Source organism: Streptomyces sp. a15 (genome assembly GCF_059026085.1).
Genome location: NZ_JBWLKM010000087.1, coordinates 1 through 17,951, shown reverse-complemented (window position 1 = coordinate 17,951; position 17,951 = coordinate 1). Strand labels below are relative to the sequence as shown.

Annotated in this window: 15 protein-coding genes and 1 pseudogene; 15 read left to right on the top strand and 1 reads right to left on the bottom strand. The window is 69.8% G+C overall.

Going from position 1 to position 17,951, the window contains the following annotated elements; translation table 11 throughout:
- The first annotated feature begins 370 nt into the window (after positions 1-370).
- The 4 genes from AC5P09_RS43500 (at position 371) to AC5P09_RS43485 (ending at position 4,399) form a co-directional block, all read left to right on the top strand.
- On the top strand, positions 371-1,723 hold the full coding sequence (locus AC5P09_RS43500) for an MFS transporter (protein ID WP_493879221.1): 1,353 nt from the start codon (positions 371-373) through the stop codon (positions 1,721-1,723).
- Between the two features lie 239 nt (positions 1,724-1,962).
- The gene (locus AC5P09_RS43495) at positions 1,963-2,196 is read left to right on the top strand and encodes a hypothetical protein (RefSeq protein ID WP_493879220.1); all 234 of its coding nucleotides are present in this window, start codon (positions 1,963-1,965) and stop codon (positions 2,194-2,196) included.
- An 89-nt stretch (positions 2,197-2,285) separates the two neighbouring features.
- Positions 2,286-3,050: an IclR family transcriptional regulator gene (locus AC5P09_RS43490; RefSeq protein WP_493879219.1), complete on the top strand. Its 765-nt coding sequence runs from the start codon at positions 2,286-2,288 to the stop codon at positions 3,048-3,050.
- A 101-nt stretch (positions 3,051-3,151) separates the two neighbouring features.
- Positions 3,152-4,399 (top strand): PP2C family protein-serine/threonine phosphatase, encoded by a 1,248-nt coding sequence (locus AC5P09_RS43485; RefSeq protein ID WP_493879218.1) that lies wholly within the window; start codon positions 3,152-3,154, stop codon positions 4,397-4,399.
- 51 nt (positions 4,400-4,450) lie between these two features.
- Here the strand turns inward: AC5P09_RS43485 and AC5P09_RS43480 are convergent, their stop codons facing one another.
- Positions 4,451-5,452, bottom strand: coding sequence for a LacI family DNA-binding transcriptional regulator (locus AC5P09_RS43480; protein WP_493879231.1), 1,002 nt, complete (start codon positions 5,450-5,452; stop codon positions 4,451-4,453).
- 216 nt (positions 5,453-5,668) lie between these two features.
- Here AC5P09_RS43480 and iolC point away from each other — a divergent pair, with 216 nt between their 5' ends.
- The 11 genes and pseudogenes from iolC to AC5P09_RS43425 all read left to right on the top strand — a co-directional run.
- Entirely contained in the window at positions 5,669-6,637 is a 969-nt protein-coding gene (gene iolC / locus AC5P09_RS43475; protein WP_493879217.1) for a 5-dehydro-2-deoxygluconokinase, read from the top strand.
- Positions 6,638-6,641: 4 nt separating this feature from the next.
- Complete coding sequence (locus AC5P09_RS43470) at positions 6,642-7,514, top strand: Cgl0159 family (beta/alpha)8-fold protein (protein WP_406491018.1); 873 nt, start codon at positions 6,642-6,644, stop codon at positions 7,512-7,514.
- Positions 7,511-8,425: a 5-deoxy-glucuronate isomerase gene (iolB, locus tag AC5P09_RS43465; protein WP_493879216.1), complete on the top strand. Its 915-nt coding sequence runs from the start codon at positions 7,511-7,513 to the stop codon at positions 8,423-8,425. Before AC5P09_RS43470 ends, iolB begins: the two co-directional genes overlap by 4 nt.
- Entirely contained in the window at positions 8,422-10,299 is a 1,878-nt protein-coding gene (gene iolD, locus AC5P09_RS43460; protein ID WP_493879215.1) for a 3D-(3,5/4)-trihydroxycyclohexane-1,2-dione acylhydrolase (decyclizing), read from the top strand. The genes iolB and iolD overlap by 4 nt, the downstream gene beginning before the upstream one ends.
- A 12-nt stretch (positions 10,300-10,311) precedes the next feature.
- Positions 10,312-11,808: a CoA-acylating methylmalonate-semialdehyde dehydrogenase gene (locus tag AC5P09_RS43455; RefSeq protein WP_493879214.1), complete on the top strand. Its 1,497-nt coding sequence runs from the start codon at positions 10,312-10,314 to the stop codon at positions 11,806-11,808.
- 33 nt (positions 11,809-11,841) lie between these two features.
- Complete coding sequence (locus tag AC5P09_RS43450) at positions 11,842-12,792, top strand: TIM barrel protein (protein ID WP_493879213.1); 951 nt, start codon at positions 11,842-11,844, stop codon at positions 12,790-12,792.
- Between the two features lie 9 nt (positions 12,793-12,801).
- The gene (locus AC5P09_RS43445; RefSeq protein WP_493879212.1) at positions 12,802-14,223 is read left to right on the top strand and encodes a sugar porter family MFS transporter; all 1,422 of its coding nucleotides are present in this window, start codon (positions 12,802-12,804) and stop codon (positions 14,221-14,223) included.
- Positions 14,224-14,297: 74 nt separating this feature from the next.
- Positions 14,298-15,314 (top strand): Gfo/Idh/MocA family protein, encoded by a 1,017-nt coding sequence (locus AC5P09_RS43440; protein ID WP_493879211.1) that lies wholly within the window; start codon positions 14,298-14,300, stop codon positions 15,312-15,314.
- Positions 15,311-16,180: a sugar phosphate isomerase/epimerase family protein gene (locus tag AC5P09_RS43435; protein WP_493879210.1), complete on the top strand. Its 870-nt coding sequence runs from the start codon at positions 15,311-15,313 to the stop codon at positions 16,178-16,180. Before AC5P09_RS43440 ends, AC5P09_RS43435 begins: the two co-directional genes overlap by 4 nt.
- 482 nt (positions 16,181-16,662) lie before the next feature.
- The gene (locus AC5P09_RS43430; RefSeq protein ID WP_493879209.1) at positions 16,663-17,667 is read left to right on the top strand and encodes a sugar ABC transporter substrate-binding protein; all 1,005 of its coding nucleotides are present in this window, start codon (positions 16,663-16,665) and stop codon (positions 17,665-17,667) included.
- Positions 17,667-17,951: pseudogene (locus tag AC5P09_RS43425) on the top strand (ABC transporter permease); the annotation flags it as partial. The gene AC5P09_RS43430 and the pseudogene AC5P09_RS43425, both read left to right, overlap by 1 nt.

Sequence of the window (17,951 nt, the reverse complement as noted above, 5' to 3'; positions counted from 1 at the left end):
AAGACCAGCGGCGCGTTCGCGACGGCCGGCGCGCCCACGGTTCCTGCCGTTGTCTTCTGCACCAGCGTGCGACCAGCGAAATCGCACGACCTGAGCCAGCCAGGTGAGTTCACCGCGTCGAAGCCCGGACCCTAATTGCCTTTCGCGCTGAGCCACCCAGCGCTAGTGTCCGGGTGCATCGAGTTGATCCACGAGGAGTTGCAGACATGGTCGGTCGCCCGAGCGCGCGTTGACGTTGTAGGCCGATCGGCCTGTCATCGCGTGCCGCCCTTGATGTTGCGGCACAGCGAGCCTCCTCCTGCCTGAACCGTCGGCGCACCTGTCGTGTGCCCGGTAGCGGGCCTCGTTGTCGGCAACCCGAGGGATCTCTGTGCCGTCCGCTTCCTCCGCTGTATCCGATTCCGGTCGACCGGTTCCGTCGAGCCTGTGGCGGGACAGCAACTTCCGCAGACTCTGGGTGGGGCAGACCGCCTCCCAACTCGGGGAACACACAGGTCTGGTCGTTCTTCCGCTCTTCGCCGTCCTGACGCTCAATGCCAGTGCCCCCCAGCTGGGCGTCCTGCGTGCCGTGGGCCAGGCGCCGATCCTGTTGCTCGCGCTCTTCGTCGGCGCATGGGTGGACCGGTGGCGCACTCGCACAGTGATGGTGCTGACTGACGTCGGCCGGACCCTTGCCCTGGGTGCCGCCGCGGTGGCCGGCCTCTTCGGCCTGCTCGGCCTGCCCGCGCTCTTCGTGATCGCCTTCGCCATCGGGGCCCTGTCCGTGTTCTTCGACGTGGCATACCAAGCATCTCTTGTACGGCTGGTGCAACGCGATCAGCTGGTACGGGGCAACAGCGCGCTTGAGGGCAGCCGGTCCGCGGCTCAGATTGGCGGTCCTGCCCTCGGCGGTGCGTTGGTGTCCCTGCTGTCGGCGCCGATCGCTGCCGCCGCCGGCGCACTGTTCTTCGCGCTGTCGTTCCTGTCCATCCGACGAATCCGTCAAGTCGAATCGACTTCGGAGCCCCTGGAACGTCCGTCTTGGGTCTGGCGGCGGATCCACGAGGGCCTCCGTTTCGTCGCCCGCGATACCGCGCTGCGGACCGTGTGCCTGGCCTCGGCCGCCTTCCAGTTCTCCTTCGCGGCCGTGATGACCGTCTATCTGCTCTTCCTGCCGAGGGAACTGCACCTGTCCGGCACCGCCGTCGGGCTGGCACTCGCGGCGACAGGGCCGGGCGCGCTCCTGGGCTCCCTCCTGGCCGCCCGCCTGCCGAACCGGTTCGGGTACGGCCCGGTACTCGTGGCCGCGGCCGCACTCGGCGACGGCGTGTTCTTGTGTGTACCCGCGCTGCACGGCTCCTCTGCGGTGACCGTTCCCGCGCTCCTCGCGGTCAGCTTCGTGTTCGGGGTAGGCGGCCAGTTGGTGAATGTGGCGGTCATGGCCGTCCGACAGACCGTCACTCCAGACGGGATGCAAGGCCGCGCGGCCGCGACGATCACGTTTGTCGGCATGGGGCTGTCCCCGCTCGGCTCCCTGCTCGGCGGATTCCTCGCAGAGGAGTGGGGATTGCGCACCAGTCTCTTGGCGACGGCCGCCGGCATGTTGCTGTCCCCGGTGGTGATGGCTCTGTCCCCGCTCGCCCGCCTGGGACGGACGCTTCCGGCCGCGCAGAATGTCCCGCTGACGGCCGGCCGCTCCGAGGCACACGAATCCGGCAGCCGCCCTTCAGGGGACGTCGAGTGACCTCGAAACCCGTGTCCGGGCTCGTCAGCGGTTTCCTCGCCGGATTTTTCGGACTCCTGGCGCATCATCGCAAGGCAGCCGCCCGGAGGGGCGGCCGACGCGGCGTATGAGCGGTGAAGCGCGGCGCACTGCACGGAACCGCAGGGTGATGGGTGATCGCGCTGGGCACACGCACGCCCCCAACCCGTGCAGCAGACTCTGCTGCAGGTGGCGGCCGCGCAGGCGGACCTTGGTCACCGATGACGTATGGATACTGCGAGCGTCCGCAAAGCGAGCCGGTGAACGCCGGACACGTGCCGTTCCTCGTGGACGCTCGGCAGAGGAGGTACGACATCCGCGATGTGCCGGACCGGCCCAAGTCCTGGGTACTGCAGAACAAAGGCGCCCTGCACGGGCCGGGCGGCGCGGCTCCGTGCAGCAGCGCCGAGCTCGGCATCACCTGGGTCGCCGCTTACGTGTACGGGGCACAGTGATCCTCCAGGCCCTGATCGTGGGGTCGCGCGGAGTGGCAAGGAGCCGCGCGAATCTTGCCTGCGCCGCATACCCGGCGCACGCTGGTCGTATGGCTGCTCACGACGGCCCCGGCCCTACGCTCATCACCTCCGTGCAGCGGGCCTTCCGCCTGCTGGAGGCGGTGAGCGCGCACGAGAACGGCGCGCCGGCGAAGCAGCTGGCACGGGAGACGGGGCTGCCTCTGGCCACCGCGTACCACCTGCTGCGGACCTTGGTCCACGACGGATACCTGCGGAAGCTGGACGACGGCGGGTTCGTCCTGGGCGACAAGGTACAGGCGCTCCACACCACGGGCCGCGGGCAGGCGCTGCTCAGCCGGGTCCGTCCGGCGCTGGCCGCGCTGCGGGACGAGCTCGCGACCGCCGCCTACCTCACCTTCTACGAGGACGGCGAGATCCGGGTCGCCGAGATCGTGGACAGCCCCCGGGCACCCCGAGTCGACCTCTGGGTGGGATTCGAGGACGCCGGCCACGCCACCGCACTGGGCAAGTCGGTGCTGCGCGAGCTGGACGAGGACTCCCGCAAGGACTATCTCTCCCGGCACCGCCTCGCCGATCTCACGCCACGGACCATCACCGACGCCCCGGAACTGCTCCGGCGACTCGACTCCTCCCCCGTGGCGCCGGCCGTCACGGACATGGAGGAGTACGCCCTCGGCACGGTCTGTATCGCGGTGCCCGTGTACAGCGGGAACGTGCTCGGCTCGCTCGGCGTCTCGCTGCGGGCGGACCGGCTGTCCCGACTCGAGGAGATCCGGGCGCGACTGCTCCCGACCGCAAGTCGCGTGACCACAGGCCTGTCACTCACTATCTGAAAATCGCCTCCTTGTGGCACTCTGACTAATCCTCTTTCCTGAATCAAACGGACATTTCCGGAGCACACGCTCCGTACACAGGTGAGGACTGCGGGCAAAACATGAGTCACACCCGAGTGCATGGTGGCGACCACGGACCGATACGGCGGCCCAGAAACCAGGCGGCCGCCTCGGGGACGGCGTCCTGGAATCGTGTCGCCGCGCAGCTGGTCTCCGGTACGCCCGTACTGCCCGTCCTGATCGTTTCCGCCATCGTGGTCGTCGACCTCCTCACCGGAGTCGGGCTGACCTGGCTGTCGCTGCTCGCGGCCGGGCCCGCGCTGGCCGCCACCACCAGCGGGCCGCGCGGGGTCCTCTGTGTCGGTCTCCTCGCCGGGGTGCTGGGCGCGGTGCTCGGCATCCATGACGGTGCACCGGGCCGCGAGCTGGCAGCCGTGCTGTCCGCCCTGGTGGCCGTCACCCTGGCGAGTGGCCTGGCCAGCGCGTTGCGCGGGCGTCGCGAGCGAGTGCTCGCGGCCGTCCGCTCGGTCGCCGAAGCCGCCCAGCACGCGCTGCTCCAGCCCGTACCGGCGACCGTCGGCCCCTTCCAGGTGGCCGTCCGCTACAGCGCCGCGGCCGCGGAGGCCCGTATCGGCGGGGATCTCTACGCCCTCGTGCCCACCCCGTACGGGGTTCGGCTGATCGTCGGCGATGTGCGCGGCAAGGGGCTGCCGGCTGTGGGGATCGCCGCTCTGGTGCTCGGGGTCTTCCGCGAGGCGGCCTACGAGGAGCCCGATCTCCTCGCCGTCGTCGCCAGGATCGAACGGAGTCTGGCGCGCAACCTCAGCTGCGACGACTTCGTCACCGCCGTGGTCGCCGGACATCCCCGACCAGGCCATCTGGAGCTGGTCAACTGCGGACACGCTCCCCCGCTCCTGGTGCACGGCGCCGGAGTCGTACCGGTGGAACCCGCCCATCCGGCCCCGCCGCTCGGCCTGCGCGCCCTCTCGGGCGAGACTCCCAGCCTGCAGATACTGCCCTTCGCCGACGGGGATCAGCTGCTGCTCTACACCGACGGGGTCACGGAGGCCCGCGACCACGGCCGTGAGTTCTACCCGCTCACCGAGAGGCTGGCGCAGCACCTGTCCGACGAGCCGGCACATACCCTCACAGCGCTCCACAACGAACTGCTGGCACATGTGGGAGGCCGACTGCACGACGACGCGGCGCTGCTCCTGCTCCGCAAGCCCGCCGTTCCCGAAGCGGCCGTTCTCAAGGCGGCGTCCTTGACGGACGGCGAAGTCATCGACGCCCGGCACCTTCGGAACGGTCCAGGCCCGGTCGAGCAGGGTCATGACCGCCTGTCGTAAGGTCCCGCACGACGCACCGGGATCGGGCACCCCCAGGTGGAACCACGCAACTCAGGCCTGGAACTCCGGAGCCGGTCCGCTGGTCCCCCTGACCACCAGTTTCGGGTCCAGCACGGCCTCCCGCGGTGCCACATCCCCGCCTTCCAGCCGCTCCACGGCGAAGCGCACCGCGTGTTCCGCCATGAGGACCGCGTCCTGACGCACCGTGGTGAGGCCGATGGGCATCAGGTGGGACAGATGACTGTCGTCGTAACCGACGACCGACATGTCACGGGGGACGTCGACCCCGGCCCGCGTCAGCGACATCAACAGCCCCCACGCGCACCGGTCGTTGCCCGCCAGGACAGCGGTCGGCAGGGGCTGCCCGCGGTCGCGCTCCGCCAGGAGTGACTGCCCCGTCTCGATGCCCGACAGCTCGGTGTGGTCACCGGGAACGACCCGCATCTCCGACTCCAGCCCGTGACGACGCATCGCGGCCCGGTAGGCGCGCCGTCGATCGGCCGACCCGGGGCCACGGCCGCCGTCGATGTGCAGGATCCGACGGTGCCCCAGCTCGACAAGGTGATCCATGGCCTGTCGCACCCCCTTGCCCTCGGCCGAGTGCACGAAGTCGACGTGGGCGTGGGGCACCCGGCGACTGACCGACACGGTGACCGTGCGACGCCCGAGCTCGTCGAGGTAGGCGGCCTCCGCGTCGGAGCCGAGCAGGATCACCGCCTCGCAACGGTGGCCGAGGAGCGCCTCGATCGCCTTGGCCTCGTCCCGGCTCTGCGTGGCGGCGGAGAGCAGTACGTCGTAGCCGAGCCGTTCGGCCTCGGGGTAGATGCCCGCGATGAGGTCCGAGTGGAAGGTCTGGTGCACGGTGAACATCACGCCGAGCGTGCGGCTGCGTCCCCGGGCAAGCAGCCGGGCGGCGTTGTCGGGGTGGTAGCCGATCTCGTCGGCCACGCGCAGGACGCGTTCGCGGGTCTCCTGGCTGGCCCCCGGCTGGCCACGGAAAATGATCGACACGAGTGCCCTGGACACGCCCGCTTTCGCGGCGACGTCCGCCATCGTGGGCCGTTGCTTGGCCGACGCATCCACCTGTGAACCTCCCCCTTCGACGCGCCCCACCTTACGGTCGGCCGCGAAATCTCCCGGCAACAAGCTATTGACATGACATTTGGACAGGGCTCATCGTACTTGCCTAGAGCGCGCTAGTAGAGCGCGCGAGATCAAAACATCCCCGAGAACGTCCCGGTGTCTCCGGAGCGAAGGGAAACCAGCGTGATGCCGTTCGATGTGCTGACCATGGGCCGTGTGGGAGTGGATGTGTATCCGCTCCAGACGGGCGTGGGGCTGGCGGAGGTCACCTCGTTCGGCAAGTACCTGGGTGGCAGCCCGACGAACGTGGCCGTGGCCGCCGCCCGTTACGGCCGTTCGTCGGCCGTGATCACCAAGACCGGCCGGGACCCGTTCGGCGACTTCGTCCGCACGGCCCTGGACGGCTACGGCGTCGACAGCCGTTTCGTCGGTACGTCGGACATCGCGCCGACCCCGGTGACGTTCTGCGAGATCTTCCCGCCGGACGACTTCCCGCTGTACTTCTACCGGCTGCCGAAGGCTCCCGACCTCGATATCGCTCCCGGTGAGCTGGACCTGGACGCGGTGCGCGACGCACGGATCTTCTGGGTGACCGGGACCGGGCTGAGTGAGGAGCCGAGCCGTTCGGCCACGCTCGCCGCGCTGGCGCACCGGGCGAAGGCGGGGGCGACGGTCTTCGACCTGGACTGGCGGCAGATGTTCTGGGCGGATCCGTCCCAGGCACGCGCGTACTACGCCGACGCGTTGCACCACACGACGGTCGCGGTCGGCAACCTCGACGAGTGCGAGGTCGCCACCGGCGAGCGCGAGCCTTACACCGCCGCGAAGGCGCTGCTCGCCGCAGGGGTCGAGCTGGCGGTGGTGAAGCGGGGGCCCAAGGGGGTGCTCGCCATGGACCGGGACGGGTCGGTCGCCGAGATCCCGCCGGTTCCGGTGGACGTGGTCAACGGGCTCGGCGCCGGTGACGCGTTCGGCGGTGCGCTGTGCCACGGCCTGCTGTCCGGCTGGGACACGCGCCGCACGGTGGCCTTCGCCAACGCCGCCGGCGCCATCGTCGCCGGCCGCCTGTCCTGCTCCGACGCCATGCCGACCGAGGCCGAGGTCGACACCAGGCTCCGCGAGGCAACCCCCGCTCCCACCGAAGGAAAGGCATGATGACGTGCTGTCCGACAACCTGAGCCGGATCGTGTCCGCCCGGGTGGGCGACCCCGGCGCCATCGCCGCGGCAGCCGCACGCCGGGTGAAGGCGACCTCGCTGCTCGGCGAGCACGGCAAGGCCATGATCATCGCCGCCGACCATCCCGCTCGCGGCGCCAACGGCGTCGGCGGAAACCCCACCGCCATGGCCGACCGCTTCGAGCTGCTGGACCGTCTGTGCGTCGCCCTGGAGCGCCCCGGCGTCACCGGAGTGCTCGCCACCGCCGACATCCTCGAAGACCTGCTCCTGCTCGGCGTCCTGGACGGCAAGAGCGTCTTCGGCTCCATGAATCGTGCCGGCCTCGCCGGCTCGGCCTTCGAGATCGACGACCGCTTCACCGGCTACGACGCCGAGACGATCGCCGCGATGGGCTTCGACGGCGGCAAGATGCTCACCCGCATCGCCCTGCAGGATCCGGCGACGCCGTCCGTCCTGATGGAGACGGCACGCGCGGTCAACGAGCTGAACGACCGTCACCTCATCGCCCTGGTGGAGCCGTTCCTGTCCGCCTGGCAGGACGGCAGGATCCGCAACGACCTGTCGCCCGACGCCGTGATCAAGTCGATCAGCATCGCCTCGGGGCTGGGCCGTCGTACCGCCTACACCTGGCTGAAGCTGCCGGTCGTGGCCGAGATGGAGCGGGTCCTGGCCTCTTCCACGATGCCGGCGCTCCTGCTGGGCGGCGAGGTCACCGATCCTGAGGCGGCCTTCGCCTCCTGGGGCAAGGCGCTCAAGCTCCCCACCGCGCAGGGCCTGGTCGTGGGCCGCTCTCTCCTCTATCCCGCGGGCGGCGACGTCGCCGGCGCGGTGGACAAGGCGGTGAGCCTGCTGTGACCGGGACGAGCAAGTACCACCTGCCCAGGGGGACTTCGGCCGACGGGCCCTACGACCTTCTGGTCACGCCGGAGTCGGCGGGCTGGGGATACTCCGGCCTCAGGGTCCTGCCCCTGAAGCCGGGTGGGGCGCACGCCCTGTCCACCCATGACTCCGAGTTCCTGGTCCTGCCGCTGACGGGCTCCTGCACCGTCACCACGGACGGCAAGACCTTCGAACTCGCAGGCCGTACGGGCGTGTTCGCCTCCGCCACCGACTTCGCGTACGTGCCGCGCGCGTCGGAGGCCCTGATCAGCAGCGCAAACGGTGGGAGGTTCGCGCTGCCCTCCGCCTGTACCGAGCAGGGAGGTCACTCAGCTCGGTACGGGCGCAAGGAGGACGTGCCCGTCGAACTGCGCGGCGCCGGCGCCTGCTCGCGCCAGGTGAACAACTACTGCCTGCCCGGCACCTTCGACGCCGAGCAGCTGCTGGTGTGCGAGGTGCTCACGCCCGGCGGCAACTGGCCCTCCTACCCGCCGCACAAACACGACGAGGCACGCCCCGGCGAAGAGTCCGAGCTGGAGGAGATCTACTACTTCGAGGTCGCGGGCGAGAACGGCTTCGCCTACCTGGGGGTGCCCCCGCGCGAGCGAAGCCGAGCGTGGGGGAGGGCCTACGGCACCGGGGAGCGGCCCATCGACGTGCTCGCCGAGGTCCGCTCCGGGGACACGGTGCTGATTCCGCACGGCTGGCACGGGCCCTCCATCGCCGCGCCCGGCTACGACCTCTACTACCTCAACGTCATGGCAGGCCCCGGCCAGGACCGCGCCTGGCTGATCTGCGACGACCCCGCGCACGGCTGGGTGCGGGCGACCTGGGAGTCCCAGGACATCGACGACCGGCTTCCCTTCGAAGGGCTCAACGCGCGATGAACACCGTCCGACTCACCACCGCGCAGGCCCTCGTCCGCTTCCTGGCCCATCAGTACAGCGAGCGCGACGGTCAGGAGCAGCGCCTGATCCCCGGCGTCTGGGGCATCTTCGGGCACGGCAACGTGGCCGGGATCGGGCAGGCGCTGCTGCAGGCCGCCACCACCGACGAGGCCGACCTGCCCTACTACCTGGCGCGCAACGAGCAGGGCATGGTCCACGCCTCGGTGGCCTACGCGAAGCTGCGCGACCGGCTGGCGACCTTCGCCTGTACGGCGTCGACCGGGCCCGGCTCGACGAACATGATCACGGGTGCGGCGCTCGCCACCACCAACCGCCTGCCCGTCCTGCTGCTGCCCAGCGACATGTTCGCCACCCGCGCCGCCGACCCCGTCCTCCAGCAACTGGAGGACACCCGCGGCGGGGACGTCACCGTCAACGACACCTTCCGCGCCGTATCCAAGTACTTCGACCGCATCACCCGTCCCGAGCAGCTGATCCCGGCCGCGCTCGCCGCCATGCGGGTCCTCACCGACCCGGTCGAGACCGGCGCCGTCACCCTCGCGCTCCCGCAGGACGTGCAGGCGGAGGCGTACGACTGGCCGGTCGCCTTCTTCCGGCGCCGGGTGTGGCATGTGGGGCGCCCGGTACCCGAGCCGTCCGCCGTGGAACGGGCCGCACGGCTGCTGCGCGCGGCGCGGAAGCCGCTGATCGTGGCGGGTGGAGGTGCCGTGTACTCCGGCGCCGAGACCGAGCTGCGGGCCTTCGCCGAAGCCACCGGCATCCCGGTCGCCGACACCCACGCCGGCAAGGGCGCCGTCCCCTGGGACCACCCCTGCGCGGTCGGCGGCATCGGCTCCACCGGCTCGTACGCGGCCAACGAGCTGGCGAAGGACGCCGATGTCGTCCTCGGCATCGGCACCCGCTACTCCGACTTCACCACCGCCAGCCACACCGTCTTCGGCAACCCCGACGTCACGTTCATCAACCTCAACGTCGCCCGCCTGGACGCCGTCAAGCACTCCGCCGAGCCACTGGTTGCCGACGCCCGATCAGGCATGCAGGCCCTCGCCGGGGCGCTGACGGACTGGGAGGTGGAGCCGTCGTACCGGCAGCGGACCCGCCAACTGATCGCCCGCACAAGGGAGATCGAGGACCAGTGCTTCAACGTCGGCCACGGCCCCCTGCCCGCACAGACCGAGATCCTCGGCGCGCTCAACGACGTCCTCGACGACCGCGCCGTCGTGATCAACGCGGCGGGATCGATGCCGGGTGATCTGCAGCAGCTGTGGCGAGCCAGGGATCCGAAGGCGTACCACGTGGAGTACGCGTACTCCTGCATGGGCTACGAGGTCGCCGCCGGCGTCGGCGCGAAAATGGCCGACCCGTCGCGCGAGGTCGTCGTCCTCGTCGGTGACGGCTCGTATCTGATGATGGCTCAGGAAATCGTGACCATGGTCGCCGAGGGCCTGAAAGTCATCATCGTCCTCGTCCAGAACCACGGCTTCGCCTCCATCGGCGCCCTGTCGGAGTCGCTCGGCTCACAGCGGTTCGGCACCAAGTACCGCTACCGCGACGGGGATTCGGGCCAGCTCGACGGCGACGTACTCCCCGTCGACCTCGCTGCGAACGCCTCCTCACTCGGCGCGGACGTCCTGCACGCCTCATCCGTCGAGGAGTTCCGTACGGCGATGGAGAAGGCGAAGGCCGCCCACCGCACGACCGTCGTGCATGTCGAGACCGACCTGTACGGGCCCCACCCGCCCGGACACGGCTGGTGGGACGTCCCGGTCAGCGAGACCTCCGCCCTCGACACCACCCGCACCGCGTACGAGACGTACGCCGCTCACAAGCGTGCCCAGCGGCACTACCTGTAAGGAAACCTCCACGTGAACACCATCCCCCACTGGATCAACGGCTCCCCCGCCACCGGCACGGTCCCGCAGACCGCGCCCGTGTTCAACCCGGCCACCGGGCAGGAGCAGGCTCGGGTCGTCCTCGGCTCGGCCGCCGATGTGGACGCCGCGGTCATCGCCGCCTCCCACGCCTTCGAAAGCTGGTCGGAGTCGTCGCTGTCGCAGCGCACTCAGGTGATGTTCGCCTTCCGTCAACTCCTCGTCGAGCACGAGGAAGAACTGGGCCGGATCATCTCCGCCGAACACGGCAAGACCGTCGACGACGCCCGCGGCGAGATCACCCGCGGCCGGGAGGTCGTCGAGTTCACCTGCGGCCTCGGCGACGTACTGAAGGGCTCCTTCTCCGACCAGGTCTCGCGCGGCGTCGACGTGCACAACTTCCGCCAGCCGCTCGGCGTCGTCGCGGGCATCACGCCCTTCAACTTCCCCGCGATGGTCCCGCTGTGGATGCACCCGATGGCCATCGCCACCGGCAACACGTTCATCCTCAAGCCCAGCGAGCGCGACCCGTCCGCCGCCAACTTCGTCGCCGAGCTCTACAAGAAGGCGGGCCTCCCGGACGGCGTCTTCAACGTCGTGCACGGCGGGAAGGACGCCGTCGACGCCATCCTGACCCACCCGGGGATCGAGGCGGTGTCCTTCGTCGGGTCGACCCCGATCGCCAAGTACGTGCACGAGCAGGCCACCGCGCACGGCAAGCGCGTCCAGGCCCTCGGCGGCGCCAAGAACCACGCCGTCGTCCTGCCCGACGCCGACCTGGAGTTCGCCGCCAACCACATCACCGCCGGCGCCTACGGCTCGGCCGGCGAACGCTGCATGGCCGTGTCGGTGACCGTCGCGGTCGGCGCCGCGGCAGACGCCCTGGTCGAGGTGCTGGAGCGCAAGGCCCGCGAGGTCAAGGTCGGCCCCGGCGACGCCCCCGGCACCGAGATGGGCCCGCTGGTCACCAAGGCGGCGCAGGAACGCGTCGAGAACGCCGTCGGCACCGCCGCCGCCCAGGGCGCCACCGTCGTCGTCGACGGCCGTGGGCTGAAAGTCGACGGACACGCGGAGGGCTTCTTCACCGGCCCGTCCCTGCTCGACCACGTCACGACCGAGATGGACGCCTACAAGGAGGAGCTGTTCGGCCCGGTCCTGGCGATCGTCCGCGCCGAGTCCCTCGACGAGGCGATCGACCTCATCAACGCCAACCCCTACGGGAACGGCACCGCCCTGTTCACCGCCTCCGGCGAAGCGGCCCGCCGCTTCCAGCGCCAGGTCAAGGTCGGCATGATCGGCGTCAACGTGCCGGTGCCCGTGCCGATGTCGTACTACTCCTTCGGCGGCTGGAAGGACTCCCTCATCGGCGACTCCCCCGTCCACGGCCCCGAGGGCATTCGCTTCTACACCCGCCCCAAGGTCGTCACCACCCGCTGGCCCCAGCCCGCGCAGCAGGTCAACGCCGGCTTCAACTTCCCCACCTCCAGCTGAAGGCCCCCACCCCTCCCCCGCAAAGGAAACGCCATGGCAACGGCGCCATCTCCGCTCCGCATCACCGCAGGCAACCTGTGCCTGGGCTCCGCCCCCGACTCCTGGGGCATCTGGTTCCCCGAGGATGAGCACCAGGTGTCGTACACCCGCTTCCTCGACGAGCTGGCCGAGGCCGGATACACGTGGCTGGAGCTCGGTCCCTACGGCTATCTCCCCACCGACCCGCAGCGGCTGAGGGAGGAACTGGACGCCCGCGGCCTGAAGGTCTCCGGCGGCACCGCGTTCGGCGCGCTGCACCGCCCGGAGGCCTGGGACGAGATGCTCGCCCATGTCCGCCAGGTCGCGGCGCTGACCGCCGCCGCGGGCGCCCACCACCTTGTCCTCATCCCGCCGATGTACCGGGACGAGAAGACCGGTGAGTTCACCGAGTCGCCGGAGCTGACCGCCGGGCAGTGGGCGGGCTTCGGCCGGAACGCCGACCGGCTGGGCCGGCTGCTCCTGGACGAGTACGACGTACGGCTCGTCGTCCACCCGCACGCCGACAGCCACATCCAGACCCAGCCGGAGATCGAGCGGCTGCTGAACGAGACGGACTCCCGCTACACCAACCTCTGCCTGGACACCGGCCATGTGGCCTACGGCGGCGGCGACAACCTCGACCTGATCCGCCGCTTCGGTGAGCGCGTGGGCTACGTGCACATCAAGCAGATGGACCCGGCCGTCCTCGCCCAGGTCGCCGCCGAGGACCTGTCCTTCGGTGAGGCCGTCAAACGAGGGGTGTGCGTCTCGCCTCCCGCCGGCGTGCCGGACCCGGCCGACGTCGTAGCCGAACTCGCTGAGCTCGACGCCGAGTTGTTCGTGATCGTCGAGCAGGACCTGTACCCGTGCGCTCCCGAGGTGCCGCTGCCCATCGCGGTCAGCACCCGTGAGCACCTGGCCCGCTGCGGGCTGACGGGTACCCGGCGCCCGACGCTCGACCGGTAGGAGGCGCCCATGGACCTCAGGGACGACATCACACAAGCCACCCCGGCCGCGGACGACACGCCGCCGGCGGTCTCCCGGCGGCTGCGGCTCATCACCGTCATCGCCACCTTCGGCGGACTTCTCTTCGGCTACGACACCGGCGTCATCAACGGCGCTCTGCCCTACATGACCGACGACCTGGGCCTGACCCCCTTCACCGAGGGCATGGTCACCAGCTCACTCCTGCTCGGCGCCGCGCTCGGCGCGGTCACCGGCGGGCGCCTGTCGGACGCGCGCGGACGGCGTCGTACGATCCTCATCCTTGCCGTGGTGTTCTTCGTCGGGGCGCTCGGCTGCACGCTCGCGCCGAACACGGCGGTCATGGTCGTGGCCCGGTTCGTGCTCGGACTCGCGGTCGGCGGCGCCTCGGTGACCGTGCCCGTCTACCTCGCCGAGGTCTCCCCCGCCGAGCGGCGCGGCGCACTCGTCACCCGCAACGAACTCATGATCGTCAGCGGCCAGTTGCTCGCCTTCACCTCCAACGCGATCATCGCCCGGGTCGGCGGCGAGTCCGGCGGTGTGTGGCGCTGGATGCTCGTCCTCGCCACCGTTCCGGCCGTGGTGCTGTGGTTCGGCATGCTGGTGATGCCGGAGAGCCCGCGGTGGCTGGCCTCGCAGACCCGCTTCGGCGAGGCCCTCGAAGTGCTCAAGCAGGTGCGGTCCCGGCAGCGGGCCGAGGCCGAGCTCGCCGAGGTGTCCGCCCTCGCCGTCAAGGAGGAGCGGGAGAAGCTCGGCGGCTGGCAGGACATGAGGGCCACACCCTGGGTGCGCAGGCTGATGTTCGTCGGCTTCGGCATCGCGATCGTGCAGCAGATCACCGGCGTCAACACGATCATGTACTACGGCACTCAGATCCTCACCGACGCCGGCTTCGCCGCCGACAGCGCCCTGACCGCCAACATCGCCAACGGCGTGATCTCGGTGCTGGCGACCTTCGTCGGCATCTGGCTGCTCGGCCGGGTCAATCGCCGTCCGATGCTGATGGCCGGCCAGATCGGCACGACAACCGCCCTGTTGCTGATCGGCGTGTTCTCCCTGGTGCTGCCCTCCGGCGACGGCCGCGCCTACGCCGTGCTCGCCATGACCGTCACCTTCCTCGCCTTCCAGCAGGGCGCGATCTCACCGGTGACCTGGCTGATGCTCTCGGAGATCTTCCCGATGCGGATGCGCGGCTTCGGGATGGGCGTGGCAGCGGTGGTGCTGTGGCTGACCAACTTCGCGATCGGACTGGTCTTCCCGTCCCTGGTCGACGGGATCGGGATCTCCAACACGTTCTTCCTCTTCGTGGCGGCGGGCGTCCTCGCCCTCACCTTCGTCAAGCGCTACGTCCCCGAAACCAGGGGACGGTCCCTGGAAACCCTCGAAGCCGAACTCCGTACGCGCTTCTCCTGACTTCTCCCTTCTCCTGACTTCTCCCTGTCTCCGGGCCGACGGCTGCCCGGAGTCCGCAGAAAGGACCACCGCCCATGAGTGTGCGCGTAGGCGTCATCGGCGCCGGCTGGATCGGCAAGGAACACATCCGGCGCCTCACCGACACCGTCACCGGCGCCCGCGTCACCGCGGTCACCGACATCGACGCCGCCCGCGCCGAGGAGGCAGCGGCGCCGGTCGGCGCCCGAGTGCTGCCCGACGGCGCGGCCCTGATCGCGGCGGACGACGTCGACGCCGTCCTCGTCACGTCCTGGGGCCCGACCCACGCCGAGCACGTGCTGAACGCGATAGCCGCCGGGAAACCGGTGTTCTGCGAGAAGCCCCTGGCCACGACGGCCGAGGACTGCCTGAAGATCATCGAGGCCGAGACGGCACACGGCCGCCGCCTGGTCCAGGTGGGCTTCATGCGCCGCTACGACGCCGGATACCGGCAGATGAAACAGGTCATCGACTCCGGCCGCATCGGCGAGCCGCTGATCGTGCACTGCGCCCACCGCAACCCGACCGTCCCCACGGCGTACACCTCCGCCATGGCCGCCCTGGACACGGCGGTGCACGAGGTGGACGTGCTGCGCTGGCTGCTCGACGACGAGATCATCTCCACCCAGGTGGTCACTCCGCGCCCCACGAGCAAGCGGTTCGCCCACCTCAAGGACCCGCAGATCATGCTCTTCGAGACCGCCAAGGGCGTCCGCATCGATCTGGAGGTCTTCGTCAACTGCCAGTACGGCTACGACATCCAGTGCGAGGCGGTCGGAGAGGAAGGGCTGGTCCGACTGCCCGACCCGGCCGCGGTCGGCCTGCGCACCGCGGGACAGCACAGCACGGAGGTGCTCACGGACTGGGTGGGCCGCTTCGCGGACGCCTTCGACACGGAGTTCCGCGAGTGGATCGCGGGTCTCGCCGCCGGCCATGAGCCCACCGGCCCCTCGGCGTGGGACGGCTACGCCGCCACCGTCATCACCAGCGCGACCGTCGAGGCCCTGGAGTCGGGCCGCGTCGTCGCCACCGACCTCAAGCCCCGCCCCGCCTGCTACGGAGGTGCCGCGTGAAGATCGCCCTCGACCCGTACATGTTCCGCGCCCTGCCGATCGACGACATGGTGCGTACCGTGGCCGACCTCGGCTACGAGTACATCGAGTTGTCGCCCCGTGACGACTTCATGCCGTTCTTCCTGCACCCGCGGGCGGACGACGAGCGGATCGCCGAACTGAAGAACTCGCTGCGTACGCACGGGGTGAAGCTGTCCTCCGTGCTTCCGCTGTACAAGTGGTCCTCGCCCGACGAGACCGAGCGGCTGGCCGCCGTGCGGTACTGGAAGCGGATGATCGAGATCACCGCGGACCTCGAATGCCCGCTGATGAACTCGGAGTTCAACGGCCGTCCCGAGCGGGCCGCCGAGAGCGAGGCCGCTTTCTGGCGCTCGACGGAGGAACTCCTGCCGATCTTCGAGCGGGAGGGTATCGCCCTCAACCTGGAGGCCCACCCGGACGACTTCTGCGAGGAGAACACGCCCGCGGTCGACCTCGTCCGCGCGATCAACAAGCCGTGGGTGAACTACCTCTACTGCGCCCCGCACAGCTTCCACCTCTCGGGCGCCTCGCACGTCGGCGCGGACATCGCGGCGATGATGCGCTACGCCGGCGACAAGCTCCAGCACGTTCACATCGCCGACTCCTTCAACCACAAGGGCTCCTCGGGCCTGCGCTACATCCTCAACCCACCTGGCACCACGGCCCGTATCCACCAGCACCTGGACATCGGCCAGGGCGAGGTCGACTGGGACGCCTTCTTCGGCACGCTGCGCGAGCTGAACTTCGACGGCGTCGCCACCGCCTGCGTCTTCGCCTGGGAGGAACGGGCCCACGAGTCCTCCGCGTTCATGCTCGACCGCATCACCAAGGAACTGGTCGCCTGAACGAGACCTGCGTGTCTCCAGGACCGCGGTAGGGGCGAGCCGCCCCACAGCCCGTCTCCCGGCCGTCCGACGTCGAGGCGACCCGCCGTACGACGACGGTCCGGGGCGGGTGCACCGAGGACGTCCGGCCGACGGGTGTCCGGGCATCGAACGGCCACGACGGCATCGCCTGTACGGCTCCACGCGGCTCCACGCAACAACCTGCGAACTGTGTCGATACGTCCTGACAAAGTTATTGACATCACCGATGGCTCGATCCATAGTACGAGCCACTAGAGCGCGCTAGTAAAGCGCTCTAGCCCAGGACGCACCCTTCGTCACGGTTCCGGGCCCACCAGCTCAGGCTTCCGTCGCGGGACCTCCCCGCCACCAGCCCGCGTCCGCCATCCACTCGGCCGCAGCGACCGGCCCACCTAGACCCGAAGCCGCTCCACACCATCCAGCACAACCCATACTGACCAGCACAGTGAGGTGCGAGGGACATGCACAGACACCAACGAGCCGCCACCCTGACCGCCGTAGTTCTCACCGGCGCACTGCTCGCCACCGGGTGCTCCAGCAGCTCCGGCGGGAAGAAGGCCGAGGAAGGCGGAGCCGCCGCCTCGGCGGGCAAGGCCACCACTCCCCGCATGACCGTGGCAGTGATCACCCACGCCGCTCCCGGCGACACCTTCTGGGACCTCATCCGTAAGGGTGCCCAGGCCGCCGCCGCCAAGGACAACATCAAGCTCGTCTACTCCAGCGACCCCAACGCCGGAAACCAGGCCAACCTGGTGCAGAACGCGATCGACCAGAAGGTCGACGGCATCGCGCTCACCGCCGCCAAGCCCGACGCGATGAAGGACGTGGTCGCCAAGGCCAAGGCGGCCGGCATCCCGGTCGTCGGCTTCAACTCCGGGGTGGACGACTGGAAGAGGCTCGGCATGCTCGAGTACTTCGGCCAGGACGAGAACATCGCGGGCCAGGCCTTCGGCCAACGCCTCAACGAGCTCGGCGCCAAGCACGCCCTGTGCGTCATCCAGGAGCAGGGACAGGTCGCCCTGGAGGCCCGCTGCGCCGGACTGAAGAAGGGCTTCAGCGGCAAGACCGACACCCTCTACGTCAACGGCACCGACATGCCGTCCGTGAAGTCGACGATCACCGCCAAGCTCAAGCAGGACTCCTCCATCGACCAGGTGGTCACCCTCGGCGCCCCGATCGCGCTCACCGCCGTGCAGTCACTGTCCGACGCCGGAACCAAGGCCAAGATCGCGACCTTCGACCTGAACAAGCAACTGGTCAAGGCTGTCCAGGACGGCACGATCGAGTTCGCCGTCGACCAGCAGCCCTACCTCCAGGGCTACCTCGCCGTCGACTCCATGTGGCTCTACAAGAACAACGGCAACGTCAGCGGCGGCGGCACCGCGCCCGTCCTGACCGGCCCGGCATTCATCACCAAGGACAACGCCGACAGCGTCGCCGAGTTGGCCGCGAAGGGCACCCGCTGATGAGCGTGACCCCGCACGCCGAGCCGGCGGTGACCACACCGCCGGCCCCCGGCCCGGAGATCACCGACGGCCGGACCTCTCAACGGCCCCTCCCACTGCGGCTGTTGGCCCGACCCGAGGTCGGTGTCCTGCTCGGTGCCGTCGCGGTGTACGTGTTCTTCCTGATCTCGGCGCCGCCGGTGCGCGACGGCAGCTCGATGGCCAACGTCCTGTACCAGTCGTCGACGATCGGGATCATGGCGCTGCCGGTAGCGCTGCTGATGATCGGCGGGGAGTTCGATCTG

Bases quoted from the DNA above. Each gene is read 5' to 3' on its own strand.
- AC5P09_RS43440 (WP_493879211.1), top strand. From the start codon at position 14,298: ATGAGTGTGCGCGTAGGCGTCATCGGCGCCGGCTGGATCGGCAAGGAA.
- iolD (WP_493879215.1), top strand. From the start codon at position 8,422: ATGAACACCGTCCGACTCACCACCGCGCAGGCCCTCGTCCGCTTCCTG.
- AC5P09_RS43430 (WP_493879209.1), top strand. From the start codon at position 16,663: ATGCACAGACACCAACGAGCCGCCACCCTGACCGCCGTAGTTCTCACC.
- AC5P09_RS43450 (WP_493879213.1), top strand. From the start codon at position 11,842: ATGGCAACGGCGCCATCTCCGCTCCGCATCACCGCAGGCAACCTGTGC.
- AC5P09_RS43485 (WP_493879218.1), top strand. From the start codon at position 3,152: ATGAGTCACACCCGAGTGCATGGTGGCGACCACGGACCGATACGGCGG.
- AC5P09_RS43495 (WP_493879220.1), top strand. From the start codon at position 1,963: ATGACGTATGGATACTGCGAGCGTCCGCAAAGCGAGCCGGTGAACGCC.
- iolC (WP_493879217.1), top strand. From the start codon at position 5,669: ATGCCGTTCGATGTGCTGACCATGGGCCGTGTGGGAGTGGATGTGTAT.
- AC5P09_RS43480 (WP_493879231.1), bottom strand. From the start codon at position 5,452: ATGGCGGACGTCGCCGCGAAAGCGGGCGTGTCCAGGGCACTCGTGTCG.
- AC5P09_RS43445 (WP_493879212.1), top strand. From the start codon at position 12,802: ATGGACCTCAGGGACGACATCACACAAGCCACCCCGGCCGCGGACGAC.
- AC5P09_RS43490 (WP_493879219.1), top strand. From the start codon at position 2,286: ATGGCTGCTCACGACGGCCCCGGCCCTACGCTCATCACCTCCGTGCAG.